Here is a 21,183-nt window from a genome sequence, read left to right as displayed (position 1 = left end):
GTCTAGTCGCGGGATTCCGCGGCGCCCGCCGCGAGGGCCTCGGACTGTTCGTCCTCGAGATCTTCCACTTCTTTCTCCCAGGCGTCGCGCGCGAGGCGATACCAGAGGTACAGCGCGAAGCCGGCGAAGATGGCCCACTCGGCCGCGTAGAAGATGTTGAGCCAGTTGACGCGCGAGCGCTCATCGGGCGCGGGCGATGCGATCGCGTCGAGCGGGCCGACCGCCGTCTGCGACGCGATGTACTGCCGGTAGACATCGAGACCCTGCGTGTCGTGCCAGCGGCCCAGAAGCATGGCCGGCGACATCTTCACGAGCGTCAGAGGATCGGCGTCGGCGGGAGGAATGGACGCCCCCTCGTCGGAGATGAGACGGCCGGTGACCTCCACCACCGCGGTGGGATCGGCCTCGGCCTCGGCGCGCAGCTCATCGGCGGCCGCATCGGCCTGATCGCGGCTGCTCGTCCACCCGGTGGCGACGGCGATCGACGTCGGCTGAGCCGCGCCGGCGACGCGCAACTGCCCGGTCACCCAGTAGCCCTGGACGTCGTCGTTGTACCGCGACGAGACGACGATGAAGTCGGATGCCACCCAGGTGCCGCTCGTCTCGACCCGCTGTCCCACGAGGGGCTCGGCCAGGTAGTCGCCCGGCTGGACGACGTCGGCGAGCGGTCGCACGATCTCGGTCTGACCCGGCTCGGGGGGTGCGGTGTCGACCGCGCGCCCCAACTGCCACTGCCCCAGCCACGCCAGCGCGCCCGCCACGATGAGCGAGAACGCCAGCAGCGCGATCCAGCGCGGCCGCAGCATGACCTCCCGCAGCGTCGGCGGAAAGATCTGCGGCGGAGCCGGCTCGGTCGTGGGGGTGGAGGTCATGGGGCTCCGGGATCAGTGCCCGTAAGGGGCGACGACGACCTCGACGCGCTGGAATTCCTTGAGGTCGGAGTACCCGGTGGTCGCCATCGACTTCTTGAGGGCGCCGATGAGGTTGGCCGTGCCGTCGGCGACCGGAGCGGGGCCGTAGAGGACCTGCTCGAGCGGACCGACGCGGTCGACCTCGACACGACGACCGCGGGGAAGCTTGGGGTGGTGCGCTTCGGGACCCCAGTGGAAGCCGCGGCCGGGGGCATCGGTCGCGCGGGCGAGCGCGACTCCGAGCATGACCGCGTCGGCGCCCATGGCGAGCGCCTTGACGATGTCACCCGAGGTGCCCACCCCGCCGTCGGCGATCACGTGCACGTAGCGTCCGCCCGACTCGTCGAGGTAGTCGCGGCGAGCGCCGGCGACGTCGGCCACCGCGGTGGCCATCGGGGCGTGCAGTCCGAGGGTGGCGCGCGTGGTCGAAGCCGCTCCCCCGCCGAACCCGACGAGCACGCCCGCGGCACCGGTGCGCATGAGGTGCAGAGCGGCCGTGTAGGTGGCCGCCCCGCCCACGATCACGGGGACATCGAGGTCGTAGATGAACTTCTTGAGGTTGAGCGGCTCGGCGACCTTCGACACGTGCTCCGCCGACACCGTGGTGCCTCGGATCACGAACAGGTCGACGCCCGCGGCGACCACGGTCTCGTACAGGTCCTGCGTGCGCTGCGGCGTGAGGGCGCCCGCGACCGTGACGCCCGCGGCCCGCACCTCGGCGAGGCGATCGCGCACGAGCTCGGGCTTGATGGGCTCGGCGTAGAGCTCTTGCATGCGACGCGTGGCATCGGCATCCGCGAGCGTGGCGATCTCGGCCAGCAAGGGCTCGGGGTCGTCGTAGCGCGTCCACAGCCCCTCGAGATCGAGCACGCCGAGTCCGCCGAGGCGGCCCAGCTCGATCGCCGTGCGGGGGCTGACCACGGAATCCATGGGGGCACCGAGCACGGGGATCTCGAAGGGGAACGCGTCGATGGTCCACGCGGTCGAGACGTCTTCGGGGTTGCGCGTGCGCCGCGACGGCACGACGGCGATGTCGTCGAAGGTGTACGCGCGGCGGGCGCGCTTGGCGCGGCCGAGATCGATCTCCATGGTCACCCCCTCAGCCTACCCGCGCCCTCCGACATCCCCGTCGGGATCGTCCACCGACGAATGTCGGCCACCCAGCGCGCGTGACAGCGGACCGTCGACGATGTACAGCAGGAACGCCCAAGAGCCCAGCCACGGGCTGAGCGCGACGACACCCGCACCGACGACGACGGCGGTGAGACCGGCCCGCCCGGCGGCGCGCGTCTCGACAGCGGAGAGGTCGGCCACGGCGCCCGACCGCGCCGCCCACAGCCATTGCAGCCAGCTAAAGAACAACGACACCAAGAACACCCCGGGCAGCACGAGTTGTCCGAGTCTCAGGTTCTCGCCGCCGTAGTTGACGGATGCCGCGAACGGCACCAGCACGACGAACAACAACCGCAACGTGTTCAACCACATGCCCAGGGTGTCCACCCGCACGATGTGCTCGAACTGTTCGACGTGCGTCATCCACAAGCGGCAGAGCACCAGGAACGCGATGACGAACGTCGCGAGCGTCGGGGCGAGCTCGGCCAGCGCGGTACCGAGCGCGGCGTCGGAATCCAGCGCCCCCACGGGGTGGTCGGTGAGCCCGAGAACGAGCAGGGTCGCGGCGATCGCGAACACGCCGTCGGTGAAGGCCTCCGTCCGGCGCGCCGAGACCGAAGCTCGCGGGTGACTTCTGCGTCCGATCATGCCGTCAGCGTAACGGCGGGCGATCGGGCCCACCTCGTGACGCCCTCCCGGGTCGCAGAAGGGCCGGGCACTCGTGCACCCGGCCCTTCGCTGCGACACTTACTTCTTGTAGTTCGGCGCCTCGACCACGATCTGGACGTCGTGCGGGTGCGATTCCTTCAGACCCGCCGACGTGATGCGGACGAACCTGCCCTTGGACTTGAGCTCCTCGACGGTGCGTGCACCGACGTAGAACATCGACTGGCGAAGGCCCCCGATGAGCTGGTACGCCACCGCGGCGACCGGCCCGCGGTACGGGACCTGACCCTCGATGCCCTCGGGGATGAGCTTGTCGTCGCTGGGCACATCGGCCTGGAAGTAGCGGTCCTTCGAGTACGAGGTCTTCTTGCCGCGCGTCTGCAGAGCGCCGAGCGAGCCCATCCCGCGGTACTGCTTGAACTGCTTGCCGCCCTGAAACACGATCTCGCCCGGCGACTCGTCGGTACCGGCGAGGAGCGAGCCGAGCATGACGGTGTCGGCGCCCGCCACGAGGGCCTTGGCGATGTCGCCCGAGTACTGCAGGCCGCCGTCGGCGATCACGGGCACGCCCGCGGGGATCGCCGCCTTCGCGGCCTCGTAGATCGCGGTGACCTGCGGCACGCCGACGCCCGCGACCACGCGCGTGGTGCAGATCGAGCCCGGACCGACGCCGACCTTGACGGCATCCACTCCCGCGTCGATGAGCGCCTGGGCGCCCTCGCGGGTCGCGACGTTGCCACCGATGACGTCGATGTGATCGAACGAGGAGTCGGCCTTGAGACGGCTCACGATGTCGATGACCCCGGCCGACTGCCCGTTCGCCGTGTCGACGACGAGGACGTCGACGCCCGCGTCGCGCAGGGCCTCGGCGCGCTGCCACGCGTCACCGAAGAAACCGATGGCAGCTCCCACGCGCAGTCGCCCCTGGTCGTCCTTGGTGGCGAGGGGGTACTTCTCGCTCTTGTCGAAGTCCTTGATCGTGATGAGGCCGGCGAGCTTGCCGTCGTCGTCGACAAGGGGGAGCTTCTCGACGCGGTGCTTCGCGAACGTCGCGATGACGTCGTTGGCGTGGATGCCGACGTGCCCGGTGATCAGGCCGTCCTTCGTCATGACGTCCTTGACCTTGGTCGTCTGGCGCTCGAAGCCCGAGACGAAGCGCATGTCGCGGTTCGTGATGATGCCGACCAGAACGCCGTCGAGATCGACCACCGGCAGACCCGAGATGCGGTACTGCGCGCACATCGCGTCGACCTCGGCCACCGTGGCATCCGGATTCGTGGTGATCGGGTTCGAGACCATGCCCGACTCGCTGCGCTTGACCTGGTCGACGATGCCGGCCTGGTCCTCGATCGAGAGATTGCGGTGGACGATGCCGATACCGCCCTGACGCGCGATGGCGATCGCCATGCGCGCCTCGGTGACGGTGTCCATCGCGCTCGAGAGCAGGGGCGTGGCCACCGTGATTCGGCGGCTCAGACGCGACGACGTGTCGGCCTCGCTCGGGATGACGTCTGTGTGGCCGGGAAGCAGCAACACGTCGTCGTAAGTCAGTCCGATGAAACCGAACGGGTCGTGCTGCTCCATGAATCCTCCTGCGCGCGCGGCGCCTGCTCGAAAAGGGACGTCGTCGGCCGGGGCGCGTGCGGCGCGCTCCGCCTGAAAGTGTAAGCGCCGTAGGGACCTCTTTTCTTCCCCGCTCGCGCGATATACCCCACATCACACGCCCGCCACTACCCCCGTTGCGCAGGGGTGAAGACGCCCCGAATGCGCAACGCACAGCGAATACATCGCGTCCGGGTATCGTTCTCGCATCGACTGCTGCGATGGAAACAACGCGGCAATAATCCCGGACTACGGTGTCCGGGCGGCGACGGTCCACGTCGTCGAACGACCAGGAGGTTTCGTGACCACTCGGCAAGCATCTCCACGGATGCCTCGCCGTCGACGCTCGATCCTGACGCTGCTGTCAGGACTCTTCGCTGCCGCTCTGGTGCTCGGGTTCGCCCCCGCATCGACGGCAGCCGTCAACGACGAGGATCTTCCCTATTCCATCACGGTGAACGTACGCTCCGAGGGAGAGCCCGTCGCTCAGGCGAAGGTCACCGCCACCGACGGTTCCTTCACGGGCGAGGCCACGACAGACGAGCGCGGTCGCGCGACGATCAAGGTCCCCACCAAAGAGGGGTCCTGGACAGTGGACCTGGATCGCAACTCCCTCCCCTCGGGCGTGACTGTTCCGGACGGCCAGGAGTTCGAGCGGCAGGTGCAGTTCGGTAGCTCCAGCACCGTCTCGAGCAACTTCACCCTCGGCGCCGCGGAACGCCAGACGGTCGGTTTCATGGACCAGCTGCTCTCGCGCACCGTGAACGGCCTGAACTTCGGCCTCATGCTCGCCCTCGCCGCGATCGGACTCTCGCTCGTGTTCGGCACGACGGGCCTGTCGAACTTCGCCCACGGCGAGATGGTGACCTTCGGCGCCATCGCCGCGTTGTTCCTGAGCGCGGGCACCGGATGGTCGATCTGGATCGCGATCCCCCTCGCGGTTGTCCTCTCGGGGGTCTTCGGCCTCGCGATGGATGCCGGGATCTGGAGGCCCCTTCGAAGGAAGGGCCTCGGCATCGTCCAGCTCATGATCGTCTCGATCGGTCTGTCACTGGCGCTGCGCTACGTCTTCCAGATCTTCATCGGTGGTGGGACGCAGCAGCTCCCGGGGGCCTCGAGCGACATCATCCCGGGTCTCGGGTCGATCCGCATCAGCGTCACCGACCTCACGAGCATGGGCATCTCGATCGTCGTCATCGCGGCCTTCGCCTGGTTCCTGACCCGCACGCGACTCGGCCGGGCCACCCGCGCCGTGTCGGACAACCCCTCGCTCGCCGCCGCCAGCGGCATCGACGTCGACAACGTCGTGCGCATGGTCTGGATCCTGTCGTCGGCGCTGGCCGGCCTCGCGGGTGTCCTGTGGGCCTACTTCCGCCCCGGCATCCGCTGGGACATGGGTTCCGGCATCCTGCTGCTCATGTTCGCCGCCGTCGTGCTCGGCGGACTCGGTACCGCGTTCGGAGCTCTCATCGGCTCCATCGTGGTCGGCCTCCTCGTCGAGGTGTCCACCCTGTGGATCCCCTCCGACATGAAGTATGTGGGCGCCCTCGTCGTGCTCATCGTCATCCTCCTCTTCCGACCGCAGGGCATCCTCGGTCGCCGAGAGCGAATCGGGTAGGTAAACCATGGACTTCCTGCAGATCCTCTCGAACACGGCCTCGCAGATCCTCGCGCCTGCCACGTTCGGTTACGCCCTTGCGGCCATCGGCCTGTCGATGCACTTCGGCTTCGCCGGCCTTCTCAACATGGGCGTCGCCGGCTTCATGGCCATCGGCGCCTACGGCTTCGCGATCTCGATCCTGACGTTCGGCCTTGCGTGGCCGCTCGCCGCTGTGATCGGTTTCGCAGCGGCCGTCGTGTTCGCGCTCATCATGGGCATCCCGACGCTTCGACTGCGAGGCGACTACCTCGCCATCGTCACGATCGCGGCCGCCGAGATCCTCCGACTGGTGTTCCTCACCTCGACCTTCCGTGGCGTCACGGGCTCGGCCGACGGTCTGTTCAACTTCCAGTCGGGCTGGCGCGGCGAGAACAACCCGCTCCCCGCGGGCGATTATGGCTTCGGCCCGTGGACTTATAACGCCAACCGCTGGTACGTCATCCTCATCGGACTCGTGGCGGTCGCGGTCGCCGTCCTCCTCGTCTGGATGCTCATGCGCAGCCCCTGGGGCCGCGTCATCCGCGGCATCCGGGAAGACGAGGACGCCGTGCGCGCGCTCGGCAAGAACGTCTTCGCCTTCAAGATGCAGGCGCTCGTCATCGGCGGCGTGATCATCGCGGCGGGCGGCATCATCACCGCGATGGACACGAACGTGAACCCGAACGTGTACGTCACCTCGCAGACGTTCTTCGTCTACACGGCGTTGCTCCTCGGCGGGGCGGCGACGATCTTCGGCCCGGTGCTCGGCGCCGTGCTGTTCTGGGTCGTGCGCGCGTTCCTGTCGAACCTGCTGCCGGCGCTGTCCTCGATCGGGCTGCTGCCGTTCCTCACCGCCGACCAGTCCCAGATGCTCGTCTTCGTCATCGTCGGCGTCGCGCTCATGCTGCTCGTGATCTTCCGCCCCCAGGGCATCCTGGGCAGCAAGAAGGAGATGACCTTTGTCCGATGAGTCCACGCCGGTCGTGCCCAGCGCTCCCGCGCAGAGGGTGAAGGCGACCGGACTGCACAAGGGCGAGATCGCCCCCGGCGTAGCCAAAGTCGATCCGATCATCGTCGCCGACAACGTCCGTCGCGACTTCGGCGGCAACACCGCCGTCGATGTGAAGCACCTCGAGATCCCGCGCAACGCCATCACGGCGCTGATCGGGCCCAACGGTGCGGGCAAGACGACGCTGTTCAACCTGCTCACGGGCTTCGACAAGCCCAACAGCGGCCAGTGGTCGTTCGACGGTCGGAACCTCGCCGGCATCCCCGCGTTCAAGGCGGCCCGGATGGGCCAGGTCCGGACGTTCCAGCTCACCAAGGCGCTGGGCCTTCTGACCGTGCTCGAGAACATGAAGCTGGGTGCCACGAAGCAGAAGGGCGAGAGCCTGCTCTCGAGCATCCTCCCCTTCGTCTGGCGCAAGCAGGAGACCGCCAACGACGAGAAGGCGCGCGATCTGCTGAAGCGGTTCAAGCTCGACTCCAAGGAGACGGATTTCGCCGCATCGCTCTCGGGCGGCCAGCGCAAGCTCCTCGAGATGGCGCGAGCGCTCATGAGCGATCCGACGCTGGTCATGCTCGACGAGCCGATGGCCGGGGTCAACCCCGCGCTGACGCAGTCGTTGCTCGACCACATCCTCGACCTCAAGGACCTCGGTATGACCGTGCTGTTCGTCGAGCACGACATGCACATGGTCCGCCACATCGCCGACTGGGTCGTCGTGATGGCCGAGGGCAAGATCGTCGCCGAGGGGCCGCCCGACACCGTCATGAAGGACCAGGCCGTGATCGACGCGTACCTCGGCGCCCACCAGGACGTCGACCTGGGTGTTGTCACCGGCCGCCACGAGGGCACGGTCGACTCGGCCGCCGCCGCCGGGCTGCTCGAAACCGCGCAGCAGGTCGACGCCGCGATCGACAACGAGTCGTCGCACGAGAAGGAGGACGGTCGATGACCGCCAACGTTGTCGAGCTCCGCGACGTGCACGCCGGGTACCTTCCGGGCGTGAACATCCTCAACGGCGCCAACCTGACCGCTGCTCCCGGCGAGCTCATCGGCATCATCGGCCCCAACGGCGCCGGAAAGTCGACGATGCTCAAGGCGATCTTCGGCCAGGTGAAGGTACGCTCGGGGTCCGTTCTGCTGCAGGGCGAAGAGATCACGGGCCTGCGGGCTAACAAGCTCGTCGCCAAGGGCGTCGGGTTCGTCCCGCAGACGAACAACGTGTTCCCCAGCCTGACGATCGCGGAGAACCTTCAGATGGGCCTGTATCAGCGACCGAAGGGGTTCAACGAGCGCGTCGACTTCGTCACGAGCATCTTCCCCGACCTCGCCAAGCGCCTGAAGCAGCGCGCCGGCTCGCTGTCGGGCGGTGAGCGCCAGATGGTCGCCATGGGACGCGCGCTCATGATGGACCCGAAGGTACTGCTGCTCGACGAGCCGTCGGCCGGCCTGTCTCCGGTTCGTCAGGACGAGGCGTTCATCCGCGTATCCGAGATCAACAAGGCCGGGGTGACCTGCATCATGGTGGAGCAGAACGCCCGCCGCTGCCTGCAGATCTGCGACCGCGGCTACGTGCTCGACCAGGGTCGCGACGCCTACACGGGAACCGGTCGCGAGCTCATGGACGACCCGGCTGTGATCGGTCTGTACCTGGGCACGCTCGGCACCTGAGCCGAGCCCCCGCCGGAAGGCCCGAGTCCCCCAGGGGCTCGGGCCTTCCGCTTTGCCGCCGAGGTGCGCCCGCCCGGCTTCCCCGCCCTAACCGCTTCGAAGGTGACGACGTGCCCTTCTCGGAGGCCAGTGTGCGCCGTCGTCGGGACGCTCGTTGCAGCGGAGGCGATGTCCCGCCCGGGCGAGGCGGGAGAACGGATGCCACGGACCCGAGGCTTCTCATTCGCTCTACGGTCCGCGCCGACTAGCTGGGCCCCTCCGACGCCGCCTCGTGCTGACGTGCGCCTGCCACGAGGCCGCGGTCAGAGCCTGTGGACGCCTCACCGTCCGGGCCTTTTCGAATGCGGACGAACGCACCCCACCCGGAACCTTCGCGGCCAATCGTTCGAGGTGCGCGCCGCCCGCAGGGAGCTGAAGGTGCGCGGATGCCGTGGCCGCGCCGCGGAACGGTCTCCCCCCCCCGTACGGGAAAGGGCCCCGGGACCGAAGTCCCGGGGCCCTTCACGGGGAACCGATCAACCGGCGCGGAGCCAGCTGTAGTTGTTGTCGTCGCCGTACTCGAAGACACCGATCGTGGCCTGCGTCGGGTCGCCCACGTCGTTGAACGTGATCGGGCCCGAGACGCCGTCGTAGTCGGCCTCGCCGCCGCCGATGATGATGTCGGCGCACGCGGCGTAGGTGGTGCACTTCGTGCCACCGCCCGTACCGCCCGAGACCGCCTGCATGTTGGCAGCCACGTCGGGACCGGCCGCCGAGCCCGCCTTCAGCGCCGCGAGGGCGAGGAGGATGACCGAGTCGTACGACTCGGGGGCATAGGTGAAGTCATCGAGCTTGGGGTTGCCCTTACCGGTCCAGAACGACTCCAGCGTGCTGCGGAAAGTCGCCGTCGAGTCGGGATCGACGCTCGGATAGGTCCCCTTGGCGCCGGTGAGGGTGCCGTTCGGGAACTGCGTACCGAAGTTCTTCAGGTTGCCGTCGACGAAGAACAGCTTGTCCTTCGCGAAGCTGGCGGTCAGGTCGGGGATGATCGTCGAGACCTCGTCGAACGTGATCAGGGCGATCGCATCGGGCTTCTGGGCCAGGACGTCCTCGATCTGCGCCGAGAAGTTCGTGTCACCGGTGTTGTAGAGGCTGGTGGCCACGACGGATCCGCCGGCACCCTCGAACGCCTTTTTGGTGAAGCACGCGAGACCGGTGCCGTACGAGTCGTTCAGCACGATCATGCCGAGGGTCTCGTTGCCCTCGGAGGCGATCAGGTTGCCGAGGACCTCGCCCTGGAGCACGTCCGAGGGAGCAGTCCGCCAGTACAGGCCCTTGTCGTTGTACCCGGTGAAGGCAGCCGAGGTGTTGGCAGGCGAGATCTGCACGGCGTTCGCCGCGATGACCTGGTCGATGAACTGCAGCGAGGTTCCCGACGATGCGGCACCGACGATCGCCGTCGCACCCGCACCCAGCAGGCGCGGGATCTCGGTCTCGTAGGCCTTGTTGTCGGTGTCACCCGAGTCGCCCTGGAGAAGGTTGATGTTCACGCCCTTGGCTGCGGCGTTGACATCGGCGGCCGCGAGCTCGGTGCCGGCGATCTCGGGCGGGCCGAGGAAGGCGAGGTTACCGGTGACGGGCAGCGCCGTGCCGATGTTGTACGTGAGGTCTTTGGCGGGGCCGGTCGAAGTCGACGAGTACTCGGGCGTGTACGAGGCGGGTTCGGCGGCGTTGCAGTCGATCGGGAAGTCGCCTCCACCGGCGGCGTTGCCGGAGTCGGACGGAGTGCTGGTACCGGTACAACCGGCGAGGACGAGCGCGGTGACGCCGACCACGGCGAAACCGCCGATGACCTTCGCCGCACGCGAACGGGAGAGGACACTCATATGGGTGCTCCTTGGTGAGTTGGAACCGCGCGGATAACCCGCTCGGATTGTGACAAACCTAATGGCGCACTTGTAGCCGCGATGTTGCAATGTGTTAACGGTCGATTACGCGACCTAATCGTTACTTTTGCGCGGCAATTCCGAGCCGCGAAACGAAAGAAACAGGTCAAACGGGCTCGGACACGTCCACCGCAGCCCGGCGATGACGCCGCGAGGCGACGACGGAGTCGACGCTGAGGATCACGAGCGCCGCCCACACGAGTGCGAACCCGATCCACCGTTCGAGGGTCATGGGTTCGTGCAGCACCCATACGCCGATCCCGAACTGGATGATGGGCGCGACGAACTGCAGCAGGCCGATGACGGTGAGCGGTACGCGCCGTGCCCCCGAGGCGAACAGCAGGAGGGGGACGGCGGTGACGGCTCCCGCGAGCAGGAGCAGAACGGTGTGCAGTGCTCCCGCCGTGCCCAGGGTGATGCCGGTGAGGTTCGCGACGAACACCAGCTGGATCGCCGCGACCGGGAGCAGCCACAGCGACTCGAGGGTCAGCCCGCTCACGGCATCCACCGCCGGTCCGATCTGCTTCTTCACCAGACCGTAGAAGCCGAACGAGAAGGCGAGGGTCAGGGCGATCCAGGGGAAAGCCCCATAGCCGATGACGATGACCGCGACCGCGACGACCGCCAGGCCGATGGCGATCCACGGCACGACGCGCAGCCGCTCACGGAGCACGATCACCCCGAGCAGCACCGTCACGATGGGGTTGATGAAGTAGCCGAGGCTCGTCTCGATGACGTGGTTCGTCAAAGCGCCGTAGAGGTAGGTCTGCCAGTTGATGTAGATGAGCACGCCCGCCAACGCGGTGAGCCCCATGAGCCGCGGCTGCCGCACGATCGCGAGGAACGGCCGCCACGTGCGCAGCACCGTCAACAGCAGCAGGCAGAACACGAACGCGAGGATGATCCGCAAGGCGACCACCTCGAACGGGCCGGTGGGCTTGAGCTGCAGGAAGTAGAGGGGGAGGACGCCCCAGAGCAGGTACGCGCCGAGCGCGTACAGCGCCCCGCGGGTGCTCCCGCCGGTCGGAGCGGGAGGAGCTGGGGTCACCGCTTCAGCCTAGGGGTCCCCTCGACGACTCGGAGCGCCGACCGTCGCGTCTTTCCTGCCACATCGGACTCCGTCGGCGGGCACGAAGAAGGCCCCGGATGCCGTGGCATCCGGGGCCTTCGAACGATCTCACTCGATCAGCGGACGACGACCGCCAGGACGTCGCGAGCCGAGAGCACGAGGTACTCGTCGGCGCCGAACTTGACCTCGGTGCCGCCGTACTTGCTGTAGAGCACGCGGTCGCCGACGGCGACGTCGAGGGGGACACGGTTGCCGTTGTCGTCGATGCGGCCGGGGCCGACGGCGACGACTTCGCCCTCCTGCGGCTTCTCCTTGGCGGTGTCGGGGATGACGAGACCACTCGCAGTGGTCTGCTCAGCCTCGACCTGCTTGATGACGATGCGGTCCTCGAGCGGCTTGATGGAAACCGACACGGTCTACCTCTTCTTTCTCGTTACAGAAGACTTGTCAGCACTCACGCGGGGAGAGTGCTAATTCGAGTGTAGAGAAGCGCTGGCACTCACGCAACGCGAGTGCCAGCAAGAACCCCCGCCTAGGCTGAATCAGTGGATACCAGCGAGCTGACCGCCCTGCTCACGCCCGAGGGCCTGCGCCTCCTCGACGAGGTGGGCACCCTCGATTCGGTCGATGAGGTCGCCCGGTCGGTGTCGCGCCTGCGGGCCGCCGGCCACTCCCCCGATCTCGTGTCGGCCGTCGTCGGCCAAGCACGCCTGCGGGCGCGCGCGACGGCGAAGTTCGGACCCTTCGCCGACCGCATGCTCTTCACGCGCGCAGGCCTCGAGCAGGCCACCCGCCTCTCGATCGCCGCCCGTCACGCCGGCCGCTTCCGCGCCGCGGGGATCGACAGCGTGGCGGACCTCGGGTGCGGGATCGGCGGTGACGCCCTCGGGATGGCGGGCCTCGGCATCCGGGTCCACGCCGTCGACGCCGACGAGGTGACCGCCGCCATCGCCGCCTACAACCTCGCCCCCTTCGGCGACGCGGCGACGGTGCGGCACGCGCGCGCCGAAGACGTGGACCTGGGCGCGACGGATGCCGTGTGGCTCGACCCCGCGCGACGCACCGCCGGTCATGCCGAGACGCGACAGGTGTCGTCGGCCGAGTGGTCGCCCTCGCTCGAGTGGGTCTTCGAACAGTTGAGGAAGACGCCGGGCGGCGTGAAGCTCGGGCCGGGCTTCGACCGCTCGCAGATCCCCGACGAGTTCGAGGCGCAGTGGATCAGCGCCGACGGTTCGACGATCGAGCTCGTGCTCTGGGCCGGCGCTCTCGCCCGCGAGGGCGTTCGCCGCGCGGCACTCGTCGTGCGCGCCGACGACGCGTGGGAGCTCACCGCCCCGGGCGACAGCCCCGACGTCGAGGAGCGCGAGCTCGGCGAGTTCGTGCACGAACCCGACGGGGCCGTCATCCGCGCGCGTCTCATCGGCGAGGTCGGTCGAGCCCTGGATGCCGGCATGCTCGCTCCCGGCATCGCCTACCTCACCTCGGATGCGGCGTTGACGAGCCCGTTCGTGTCGTCGTTCCGGGTGCGCGAGCAGCTGCCCGCCGACCCGAAGAAACTCGCGCAGGCGTTGCGCGCGCGGGGCATCGGCACGCTGGAGATCAAGAAGCGCGGCGTCGACGTCGACCCGGCGGTGCTGCGGAAGAAGCTCGCTCTGCGCGGGGATTCCTCAGCCACGCTCATCCTCACGCGCGTGGGGTCGAAGCGTCTCGCGCTGCTGGCCGACCGCGTCTGACGGCTCGGCTCACCCGACGGCGAGCTGCGAGAAGCCCCAGACCAGCCAGCCGACGCTGAACGCGACGGAGAGCAGCGCGAGCGCCAGGGCCCACACGGCGACCCGGCGGCTGTCGTGGGCCCGCCGGAGCGAGACCATCGCGAGAGTCGAGCCGATCACACCGACCGGAAGCAGCCAGCCGGTGAACAACGCGGCCGCCAGTGCGATGACCGCCACGCCGAGGGCCCAGGGCGCGACGGACGGCGGCTTCGGAGGGACGGGCGGCGCATACGGGATCAGGTGATCGCCGAACGCCGCCATCTCGAGCTGGGCGGTGGGTAGACGGTTGTCGTCGTCCACCTCGGGGGCGACGATCTCTGACCCCGCGGCGCGGACGCCGGCGGGCAGGGGCGGCACGGGGGGAAGGTCGACTGCGGGGCCGGCCTCTTCCTTGCGTGCGCGGCGGGTGGGCGGCGGCGTGTCGGTCACAGCGTCGTTCCTGCGCGTGGCGCCGGGGCGTCGGCATCCGGATCCTCCGCCACCTGGATCTCGGTGACGGGCAGCGTCGAGTCCGCTCCGAAGGCGAGGGTCGAGGGGCGGCGACCCGACGAGATGAGTTCCGCGGCGAGAGCGGCGATCATCGCGCCGTTGTCGGTGCACAGGCGCAGTGGCGGGATGCGCACGGTCACACCGGCGGCCGCGGCCCGCTCGAGGGCGACATCACGTAGGCGCTTGTTGGCGATGACGCCTCCGCCCAGCAGCAGGCGGGGAACGCCGTGACGCTCGCAGGCGTCGAGGGCCTTGGTCACGAGCACGTCGACGACGGCCTCTCGGAACGAGGCGGCCACGTCGGCGACCGGGACGAGCTCGCCCGCGGCCTCGTGCTGTTCGACCCACCGAGCCACGGCCGTCTTCAGGCCCGAGAACGAGAAGTCGTAGCGGTGGGATGCCATGTCGGAGGCCCGCGAGAGCCCGCGCGGGAATCGGATCGCGGTGGGGTCACCCGAGGCGGCGACCCGATCGATCTCCGGGCCGCCGGGGTACGGCAGCTTCAGCAGGCGCGCGACCTTGTCGAAGGCCTCGCCCGCTGCGTCGTCCATCGTCTCGCCGAGGAGCTCGACATCGCTCGTCAGGTCGCGGACCAGCAGGAGCGAGGTGTGCCCACCGCTGACGAGAAGGGCGACGGTGGGGTACTCGAGTTCTCCCGCGTCGGCGTCGAGGATGTCCGCGGCGATGTGCCCGACCAGGTGGTTGACGGCGTAGAGAGGCTTGTCGAGGGCGACGGCGAGCCCCTTGGCGGCGCCCACCCCGACCATCAGGGCCCCCGCGAGACCGGGACCGCTCGTCACGGCCACGGCGTCGAGGTCGCCGAGGGTGACGCCGGCCTCGGCGAGCGCCGCGTCGATCGAAGGCTGCAGCGCCTCGAGGTGGGCGCGCGCGGCGACTTCGGGCACCACCCCGCCGTAGCGGGCGTGCTCGTCCATGCTCGAGGCGATCGTGTTGCTGAGCAGCTGTCGGCCGCGGACGATGCCGATGCCCGTCTCGTCGCAACTGGTCTCGATACCGAGTACGAGGGGCGCGTTCATCAGCACCAGCCCTTTCCGGAGGCGGTCGGTGGCGTGGATTCGGACGAGGGCAGGGGAATCGAATCTCCCGGCGCCTCCGATCCGATTCCGTGAGACCGGTCCGGTCCTTCGAGACCGGATGCCGGGATGCCCGCGGTCTCCGCCCGCCGCCCGGCCCACCCGCGCAGATCGAGCTGCATGACGATCGCGTCGACGTCGTCGGGTTGGTAGTACCGGGGGCGGCGACCGACCTCGGCGAAGCCCTCGGAGAGATACAGCTTCTGCGCGACGGGGTTGTCGGCGCGGACTTCGAGGAACACGTCGTGCACCTCGCGGCGAACGGCCTCCTCCAGCAGAGCCGTCAGCAGAGCCCGGCCCCGCCCCCGGCCGCGCGCGGCCTCGGAGATGGTGATCGTCTGGATGTCGGCATCCCGGGCCCCGCGCACCGCGCGAAGCCCCGCGTAGCCGACGAGTCGACCCGCCTCTTCGACGACGACGTACCAGCCGTGCGGTGAGGCGAGTTCTTCGCGCATCACCGCCGGGCTCCACGCATCCGTCGGGAACGAGGCGCGCTCGAGCGCCATGATGCCGTCGAGATCGGCGACGGTCGCGGTGCGGGTCGCCATCAGCTCACCCGCTTGGGCGCGTGCGCGGCGACCACATCGGGGCTGCGCAGGTAGAGGGGCTCGGAGTCCGCGAGCGTGCGGCCGGCGTCGAGGGCTCGCGCCGCGGCGAGCGCGATCATCGCGGCCGACACGGTGGTGGCGTCGTATCGACGGGCGCCTGCGGCAACCAGCCGGGCGTCGAGGTCGTCGCGAGGGCTCAGCTGCGCGTCCGACACCCGCACGGGAAGACCGTCGTCGTCGATGCCCTCGTAGACGCTGTAGGCGAACTCCCTGCGCCGCGCGTCGGTGACGACGGCGAAGCGACCGGTGTCGGTCCCCGTCAACGCGTCAGCGAGGAGGAGACCGAGGGCGATGCCGTCGTGGCTCGGCACGGGGACGGCGGGGATGCCGCGGCCGAGGGCGTACACGCGAGCGGTGGCGATACCCACCCGCAGCCCGGTGAAGGGACCGGGGCCCATGCCGACAGCGACGTGCGTGGGGGCGGGGGCTGCGACCGTGGCCCGGCGCAGGAGATCGCCGATCACCTCGGCGTGGCCGAGCGGGTTGGAGCTCTGCTCGTCGGCGAGCACCTCTCCGTCGCGGGCGATCGCGGCGACGGCGGTGCCGAGGGAGGTGTCGATGCCGAGAATCACGCGTCCAGCGTATCCGGCCGCTCCTCGGCGGCATCCGAACTCCCCCTCCGCTCCGAAGAGGGGGCATGGATCATGACGACCTCGGCCTCCGCCGCGTCGTCGTCCCCACCGGGGCGGCGCCGATCGTGGTGCACGCGGGTCGGCGGTCGGGGAGCCCCGTCGCCACGATCCTGCTGCACGGCGCGGCCGGGTCGTGGCGCACGTGGCGTCCGATGATCGCGGCGAGCGACCAGCTCCGCCTCCCCCTGTCGGACATCGTCGCGGTCGATCTGCCGGGCTGGGGCGAGACGCCGGGGCCGGTGCCGGAGCCGGCCGAGATCGCGGTGGCGGTAGCCGGCGTCGCCCGCGCACTCGGCTACCCGAGATGGCGCGTCGTCGGGCACTCGCTCGGGGGCGTGATCGCTCTCGACGTCGCCGCCCGCTTCCCCCGTGAGACCGTCGCGGTCGGGGTGGTCTCCCCCAGCGGCGCCGGTGCGCGCGCCGTCGCCCAACGGCCGTTCCGTCAGGCTCCGAGGCTGCCGTGGTTGGCGGGGATGGTTCTCGCCATGCGGGTGTTGCGCGGTCTCGGCCCCCTCGCCCGCCCGCTGCTGCGCCTGCTGCGTCGCACGGGAGCGTTGCACAGCCTCTCTCGCCCGCTCTTTCGGCATCCGGAGAGCGTCGACCGGTCGGTGACCGACGATCTCGCCGACGAGATCCGTCCCTCGGCCTTCCTATCCGCGGCCCACCTCTCTCGCGCGCACGACGATGGCGTGTGGCGACGCATCTCGTGCCCGGTACGCTCCGTCCGGGGTGCGGGCGATGTCTTCGTCGCCGAGCGCGACGCCCACCAGTGGGAGCGACTGATGCGCGACTACGACGACCGTGTTCTGGAAGAGAGCGGGCACTTCGCCCACGTCGAGCAACCGGTCGAGACCCTGCGCGCGCTGCGCGAGGTATGGGCTGCGGACCGCGCCCCGGCATCGCGCGGAAGAGGGGGAAGATCCGGCGGCGCCTCTGCGCGTCGAGCGGGGTTCAGGGCAGACGCGAGATCGTGACCCGCCGCGGGGCGTCGGCGTCGAGCTCGACGGTGTGCACGGCGATCTCGCCGCAGGCGTTGTCGACCCCGCGTCCCCCGACCTGACGGTCGATCTCGATCTCCCACCACGTGTCGGCGAGGTACTCCGCGACGCCGCGGCCCCACTCCACGATCACCGCAGAACCCGCGACGTCGATGTCGAGATCATCGAGCTCGACCGCGGCCCCCAGTCGATAGGCGTCGACGTGCACGAGAGGGGTGCCCCCGACCAACGAGGGATGGGTGCGGGCGATCACGAAGGTGGGGCTCTGGACGGGACCCCGGATGCCGAGCCCCTCGCCGATTCCCCGGGTCAGGGTCGTCTTGCCGGCGCCCGAGAGGCCCGGTCAGCACGACCACGTCGCCCGGGGCGAGTGCGCGGCCGATCTGCCGGCCCAGCTCCTCCATGTCGCTCGGACTCTCGATCACCCGCTCGCCGAGCAGTGCGTCGGGAACACTCACGCGCGGACCTCCCGTCGGGGCACGCGAACGCCCACGCGCGTGACGATCTCGTAGTCGATGGTGTCGGCGGCATCCGCCCAGTCCCGCGCCGAAGGCACGCCCAGGGTCGGGTCCCCGAAGAGGACGACCTCGTCACCCACCGCGACCGGGTGGTCGCCCACGTCGACGATGAACTGGTCCATCGCGATGCGTCCGGCCACGGTGAACCGGCGGCCGTTGATCGAGACCGGCCCCCGACCCGAAGCCTGCCGGGGCACGCCGTCGGCGTAGCCGAGGGGGACCAGCGCGAGCGTCGTCTCGCGGTCGGTGCGGTAGTCGTATCCGTAGGACACCCCCGTGCCCGCAGGAACCCGCCGGACGGCCGCGACCGCGCCGCGCAGGGTCATGGCCGGGCGCAGGCCCAAGTCGGCCGACGAGCGATGCTCGAACGGGGAGATGCCGTACAGACCGATGCCGATCCGCACGCACCCGAGCCGGGTCTCGGGTAGTGCGATGGCCGCGTTCGTGGCCGCGATGTGCCGCAGCGGCGGATTCAGCCCCACGGACGCCGCGAGCACCACTCCTTCTTCGAACCGGGCGAGAGCGGCGCGATCGTCGGCCTCGCTCGTGTTCGACAGGTGCGAGAACAGCCCGACCACGCGCAGCCGGCCGATGCGCTCGAGACGCGCGGCCTCGGAGAACACCATGCGCCATTCGGCGGGGGCGATGCCGTTTCGAGACAGCCCGGTCTCGATCTTGAGGTGCACGGTCGCGGGTCGCTCACCGTGAGCGGCCTCGGCCGCGCGGAGCAGCTGGTCGATGTCGGAGATACCGAGCTCGATCTCTTCGCGCACGGCCTCGACGAACGATGCGCCCGGAGCGTGCAGCCAGGCGAAGAGCGGGGCGGTGATGCCGGCGCGGCGCAGAGCCAGCGCCTCGTCGATGTCGGACACGCCGATGCGCGTCGCCCCTCCGCGAAGCGCGGCAACGGCTGTGCGGTGAGCCCCGTGCCCGTACCCGGCGGCCTTGACGACCGCGATGATCTCCGACCCCGTCAACGCGCGCAGATGACGGACGTTCTCGGTGATCGCATCGACGTCGATCATCGCTTCGCGCAGCACTCCCGGTGCCATCATCATGCGTCGTCCTCTCGAGTGGGCGGATTCACGGATGCCGGGGCCTCGGCGCCCGCACGGGATTCGGCGATGACATACGCCGTCGCCAGCCCCGCGTCGTGCGACATCGACAAATGCAGGGCCGTGATCCCCCGGCGGGCGACCGTGGCGGCCGTCTCGCCGCTGAGCGAGAAGACCGGACGTCCCGACGCCTCCGAGGTGACCTCGATGTCGATCCAGTGCACGCCGTCGGATCCGCCCAGCGCCTTGATCAGGGCTTCTTTCGCCGCGTACCGCGCCGCCAGGGAGCGGGGCTTGAGCGTGCGCTCGGTCGCCGAGAACAGGCGGGGAATCAGCCGAGGGGTACGCCGCAGATGCTCCTCGAACCGCGGAACGTCGACAAGGTCGACGCCGATACCGACGATCACGTGCGCTCCCCTCTCGACTTCCCTCTTATTCTGCCGGTGCCCGCGGACACCGAGACGACGAAGGGGCCGGATGCCACGGCATCCGGCCCCTTCGATGCGGTGTCTATTCGACCGTCACCGACTTGGCGAGGTTGCGCGGCTGGTCCACGTCGAGCCCCTTCGCCTCGGCCAGGCCCATCGCGAAGATGTGCAGCGGCACGACGGCCAGGAGCGGCTCGAACATCGGCGCCGCCAACGGGATGCGCAGCACCTCGTCGGCCGCGGGGAGCACGGCGACGTCTCCCTCTTCGGCGATCGCGATGACACGGGCACCGCGGGCACGGATCTCCTCGATGTTCGAGACGACCTTCTTGTGCATCTCGCCCGAGCCGCGAGGGCTGGGAACGACGACGAAGACCGGCTGACCGGGCTCGATGAGCGCGATCGGGCCGTGCTTGAGCTCACCGGCGGCGAAGCCCTCGGCGTGGATGTAGGCGAGCTCTTTGAGCTTGAGCGCTCCTTCGAGCGCGATCGGGTAACCGACATTGCGGCCGAGGAACAGCACCGATCGGGTGTCGGCCATCCAGTGCGCGAGCTGCTCGATCCGGGCCTGCTCGGTCTCGAGCACGCGCGCGATCTTGCCGGGCACCGCCTCGAGCTCGGTCACGGCCTCGACGGCGACGACCGGATCGACCGCACCGCGGACGCGGCCGACGTGCAGGGCGAGCAGGTAGAGGGCGGTGATCTGCGCGACGAATGCCTTCGTCGAGGCGACGGCGACCTCGGGACCCGCGTGCGTGTAGACGATCGCGTCGGATTCGCGCGGGATCGTCGCCCCCTGGGTGTTGCAGATCGACAGGGTCTTGGCACCGCGCGAACGCGCGTACTTGACAGCCATCAGGGTGTCCATGGTCTCGCCCGACTGACTGATCGAGACGACCAGCGTGCGGGGGGTGAGCACGGGGTTGCGGTAGCGGAACTCGTGCGCCAGCTCGACGTCGACGGGGACACGGGTCCAGGTCTCGAGGGCGTACTTGCCGACCATGCCCGCGTACGCCGCCGTGCCGCACGCGATGACGAGGATACGGTCGATGTCGGCGAGGAAGTCGTCCATGCCGTCGAGCTCGGGGATCTCGACCCGGCCCTCGTGGATGCGACCGCGGATGGTGTTGGCGACGGCCTCGGGCTCCTCCGAGACCTCCTTGGCCATGAACGATGACCAGCCGCCCTTCTCCGCGGCCGAGGCGTCCCAGGTGACCTCGAAAGCCTCGACCTCGACGGGGGCGCCCGAGAAGTCCGTGACCTCGACACCCTCGGGGGTGATGGCCACGATCTCGTCCTGGCCGATGGCCAGCGCGTTGCGCGTGTGCTCGACGAAGGCGGCGACGTCGGAGCCGAGGAAGTTCTCTCCCTCGCCCAGACCGATCACGAGCGGCGAGTTGCGGCGGGCACCGACGACCAGGCCCGGGTGATCCTCGTGCATCGCGAGGAGCGTGTACGCCCCCTCGAGTCGCGACACGACCGAGCGGAACGCCTGCACCAGGTCTTTGGTGCGCGCGTACTCGCGACCGATCATGACCGCGGCGACCTCGGTGTCGGTCTCGCTGCGGAACGCGAAGCCGTCGCCGACGAGCTCGCTCTTGAGCTCGGCGAAGTTCTCGATGATGCCGTTGTGGATCACGGCGAGCTTGTCGTCGTCAGCCAGGTGCGGGTGGGCGTTCGCGTCGGTGGGTCCACCGTGCGTAGCCCAGCGGGTGTGACCGATGCCGGTGGTGCCGTTCGGCATGGGCGTGGACTCGAGGTCGTCACGCAGCACGGCGAGCTTTCCCGCGCGCTTGCGCATGTCGAGCCGCCCGTCGCCGTCGATCACGGCGATCCCGGCGGAGTCGTACCCCCGGTACTCCAGACGCGACAGACCCGCCAGAAGGATGTCCTGGCTCTGCCGAGGACCCACGTACCCGATGATTCCGCACATGGATTCGAGTCTACGTGGCGGGGCTGAGCAAACCCCTCCGCGGCCACTCGGGAG

At 69.4% G+C, this 21,183-nt stretch carries 20 protein-coding genes and 1 pseudogene; 6 read left to right on the top strand and 15 right to left on the bottom strand.

From position 1 onward, the window contains the following. Positions 1–2 precede the first annotated feature (2 nt). From QE416_RS08350 to guaB, 4 genes are all read right to left on the bottom strand, one after another. A complete protein-coding gene (locus QE416_RS08350; protein ID WP_307315195.1) occupies positions 3–872 on the bottom strand; it encodes an SURF1 family protein in 870 nt (289 codons plus the stop codon). 12 nt (positions 873–884) lie between these two features. Beyond that, entirely contained in the window at positions 885–2,000 is a 1,116-nt protein-coding gene (locus QE416_RS08345; protein ID WP_210072698.1) for a GuaB3 family IMP dehydrogenase-related protein, read from the bottom strand. 15 nt (positions 2,001–2,015) lie between these two features. After that, positions 2,016–2,672: a TMEM175 family protein gene (locus QE416_RS08340; RefSeq protein WP_307315193.1), complete on the bottom strand. Its 657-nt coding sequence runs from the start codon at positions 2,670–2,672 to the stop codon at positions 2,016–2,018. A gap of 99 nt (positions 2,673–2,771) precedes the next feature. Then, positions 2,772–4,274 carry an IMP dehydrogenase gene (guaB, locus tag QE416_RS08335; RefSeq protein WP_307315192.1) on the bottom strand — a complete coding sequence of 501 codons (1,503 nt, stop codon included), beginning with the start codon at positions 4,272–4,274 and terminating at the stop codon, positions 2,772–2,774. Positions 4,275–4,620: 346 nt separating this feature from the next. Between guaB and QE416_RS08330 the strand changes: the two genes are divergently transcribed. From QE416_RS08330 to QE416_RS08315, 4 genes are read left to right on the top strand one after another with little or no spacing between them, the layout of a single operon-like run. Then, positions 4,621–5,910: a branched-chain amino acid ABC transporter permease gene (locus QE416_RS08330; protein ID WP_210072279.1), complete on the top strand. Its 1,290-nt coding sequence runs from the start codon at positions 4,621–4,623 to the stop codon at positions 5,908–5,910. A gap of 7 nt (positions 5,911–5,917) precedes the next feature. Then, on the top strand, positions 5,918–6,901 hold the full coding sequence (locus QE416_RS08325) for a branched-chain amino acid ABC transporter permease (protein ID WP_307315189.1): 984 nt from the start codon (positions 5,918–5,920) through the stop codon (positions 6,899–6,901). A 13-nt stretch (positions 6,902–6,914) separates the two neighbouring features. Next, positions 6,915–7,889, top strand: a complete 975-nt coding sequence (locus QE416_RS08320; protein ID WP_307317893.1) for an ABC transporter ATP-binding protein — start codon at positions 6,915–6,917, stop codon at positions 7,887–7,889. Next, positions 7,886–8,608: an ABC transporter ATP-binding protein gene (locus tag QE416_RS08315; RefSeq protein WP_056226465.1), complete on the top strand. Its 723-nt coding sequence runs from the start codon at positions 7,886–7,888 to the stop codon at positions 8,606–8,608. The genes QE416_RS08320 and QE416_RS08315 overlap by 4 nt, the downstream gene beginning before the upstream one ends. Positions 8,609–9,123: 515 nt before the next feature. Here the strand turns inward: QE416_RS08315 and QE416_RS08310 are convergent. The 3 genes from QE416_RS08310 to groES form a co-directional block, all read right to left on the bottom strand. Next, positions 9,124–10,473, bottom strand: coding sequence for an ABC transporter substrate-binding protein (locus QE416_RS08310; RefSeq protein WP_210072281.1), 1,350 nt, complete (start codon positions 10,471–10,473; stop codon positions 9,124–9,126). 166 nt (positions 10,474–10,639) lie between these two features. After that, complete coding sequence (gene rarD / locus QE416_RS08305; RefSeq protein WP_307315180.1) at positions 10,640–11,581, bottom strand: EamA family transporter RarD; 942 nt, start codon at positions 11,579–11,581, stop codon at positions 10,640–10,642. 137 nt (positions 11,582–11,718) lie between these two features. Continuing rightward, positions 11,719–12,015, bottom strand: coding sequence for a co-chaperone GroES (gene groES / locus QE416_RS08300; RefSeq protein WP_039394204.1), 297 nt, complete (start codon positions 12,013–12,015; stop codon positions 11,719–11,721). Positions 12,016–12,147: 132 nt separating this feature from the next. Between groES and QE416_RS08295 the strand changes: the two genes are divergently transcribed. Next, positions 12,148–13,335 (top strand): class I SAM-dependent methyltransferase, encoded by a 1,188-nt coding sequence (locus tag QE416_RS08295; RefSeq protein ID WP_307315167.1) that lies wholly within the window; start codon positions 12,148–12,150, stop codon positions 13,333–13,335. A gap of 9 nt (positions 13,336–13,344) precedes the next feature. Here the strand turns inward: QE416_RS08295 and QE416_RS08290 are convergent, their stop codons facing one another. The 4 genes from QE416_RS08290 to tsaB are packed head-to-tail and all read right to left on the bottom strand — an operon-like array spanning position 13,345 to position 16,137. Then, the gene (locus QE416_RS08290; protein ID WP_307315165.1) at positions 13,345–13,803 is read right to left on the bottom strand and encodes a hypothetical protein; all 459 of its coding nucleotides are present in this window, start codon (positions 13,801–13,803) and stop codon (positions 13,345–13,347) included. Beyond that, positions 13,800–14,900, bottom strand: a complete 1,101-nt coding sequence (tsaD, locus tag QE416_RS08285) for a tRNA (adenosine(37)-N6)-threonylcarbamoyltransferase complex transferase subunit TsaD (protein WP_307315162.1) — start codon at positions 14,898–14,900, stop codon at positions 13,800–13,802. Before tsaD ends, QE416_RS08290 begins: the two co-directional genes overlap by 4 nt. Beyond that, positions 14,900–15,505: a ribosomal protein S18-alanine N-acetyltransferase gene (gene rimI, locus QE416_RS08280; RefSeq protein WP_307315160.1), complete on the bottom strand. Its 606-nt coding sequence runs from the start codon at positions 15,503–15,505 to the stop codon at positions 14,900–14,902. The genes tsaD and rimI overlap by 1 nt, the downstream gene beginning before the upstream one ends. Next, positions 15,505–16,137 (bottom strand): tRNA (adenosine(37)-N6)-threonylcarbamoyltransferase complex dimerization subunit type 1 TsaB, encoded by a 633-nt coding sequence (gene tsaB, locus QE416_RS08275; RefSeq protein WP_307315157.1) that lies wholly within the window; start codon positions 16,135–16,137, stop codon positions 15,505–15,507. Before tsaB ends, rimI begins: the two co-directional genes overlap by 1 nt. A gap of 65 nt (positions 16,138–16,202) precedes the next feature. Here tsaB and QE416_RS08270 point away from each other — a divergent pair, with 65 nt between their 5' ends. Further along, entirely contained in the window at positions 16,203–17,171 is a 969-nt protein-coding gene (locus tag QE416_RS08270) for an alpha/beta fold hydrolase (RefSeq protein ID WP_307315156.1), read from the top strand. On the opposite strand, the pseudogene tsaE reads toward QE416_RS08270, so the two are convergent. The 4 genes and pseudogenes from tsaE to glmS all read right to left on the bottom strand — a co-directional run bounded on the left by tsaE (position 17,149) and on the right by glmS (position 21,129). Beyond that, positions 17,149–17,599: pseudogene (tsaE, locus tag QE416_RS08265) on the bottom strand (tRNA (adenosine(37)-N6)-threonylcarbamoyltransferase complex ATPase subunit type 1 TsaE). The gene QE416_RS08270 and the pseudogene tsaE sit on opposite strands and share 23 nt — an antisense overlap. A gap of 50 nt (positions 17,600–17,649) precedes the next feature. After that, positions 17,650–18,771: an alanine racemase gene (alr, locus tag QE416_RS08260; RefSeq protein WP_307315153.1), complete on the bottom strand. Its 1,122-nt coding sequence runs from the start codon at positions 18,769–18,771 to the stop codon at positions 17,650–17,652. After that, a complete protein-coding gene (locus tag QE416_RS08255) occupies positions 18,768–19,175 on the bottom strand; it encodes a holo-ACP synthase (RefSeq protein ID WP_210072289.1) in 408 nt (135 codons plus the stop codon). The genes alr and QE416_RS08255 overlap by 4 nt, the downstream gene beginning before the upstream one ends. Before the next feature lie 103 nt (positions 19,176–19,278). Continuing rightward, entirely contained in the window at positions 19,279–21,129 is a 1,851-nt protein-coding gene (gene glmS, locus QE416_RS08250) for a glutamine--fructose-6-phosphate transaminase (isomerizing) (protein WP_307315150.1), read from the bottom strand. Positions 21,130–21,183 lie beyond the last annotated feature (54 nt).

Source organism: Microbacterium sp. SORGH_AS_0421, from assembly GCF_030818635.1.
GTDB lineage: Bacteria > Actinomycetota > Actinomycetes > Actinomycetales > Microbacteriaceae > Microbacterium.
This window is presented reverse-complemented; position numbering and strand designations above follow the sequence as displayed.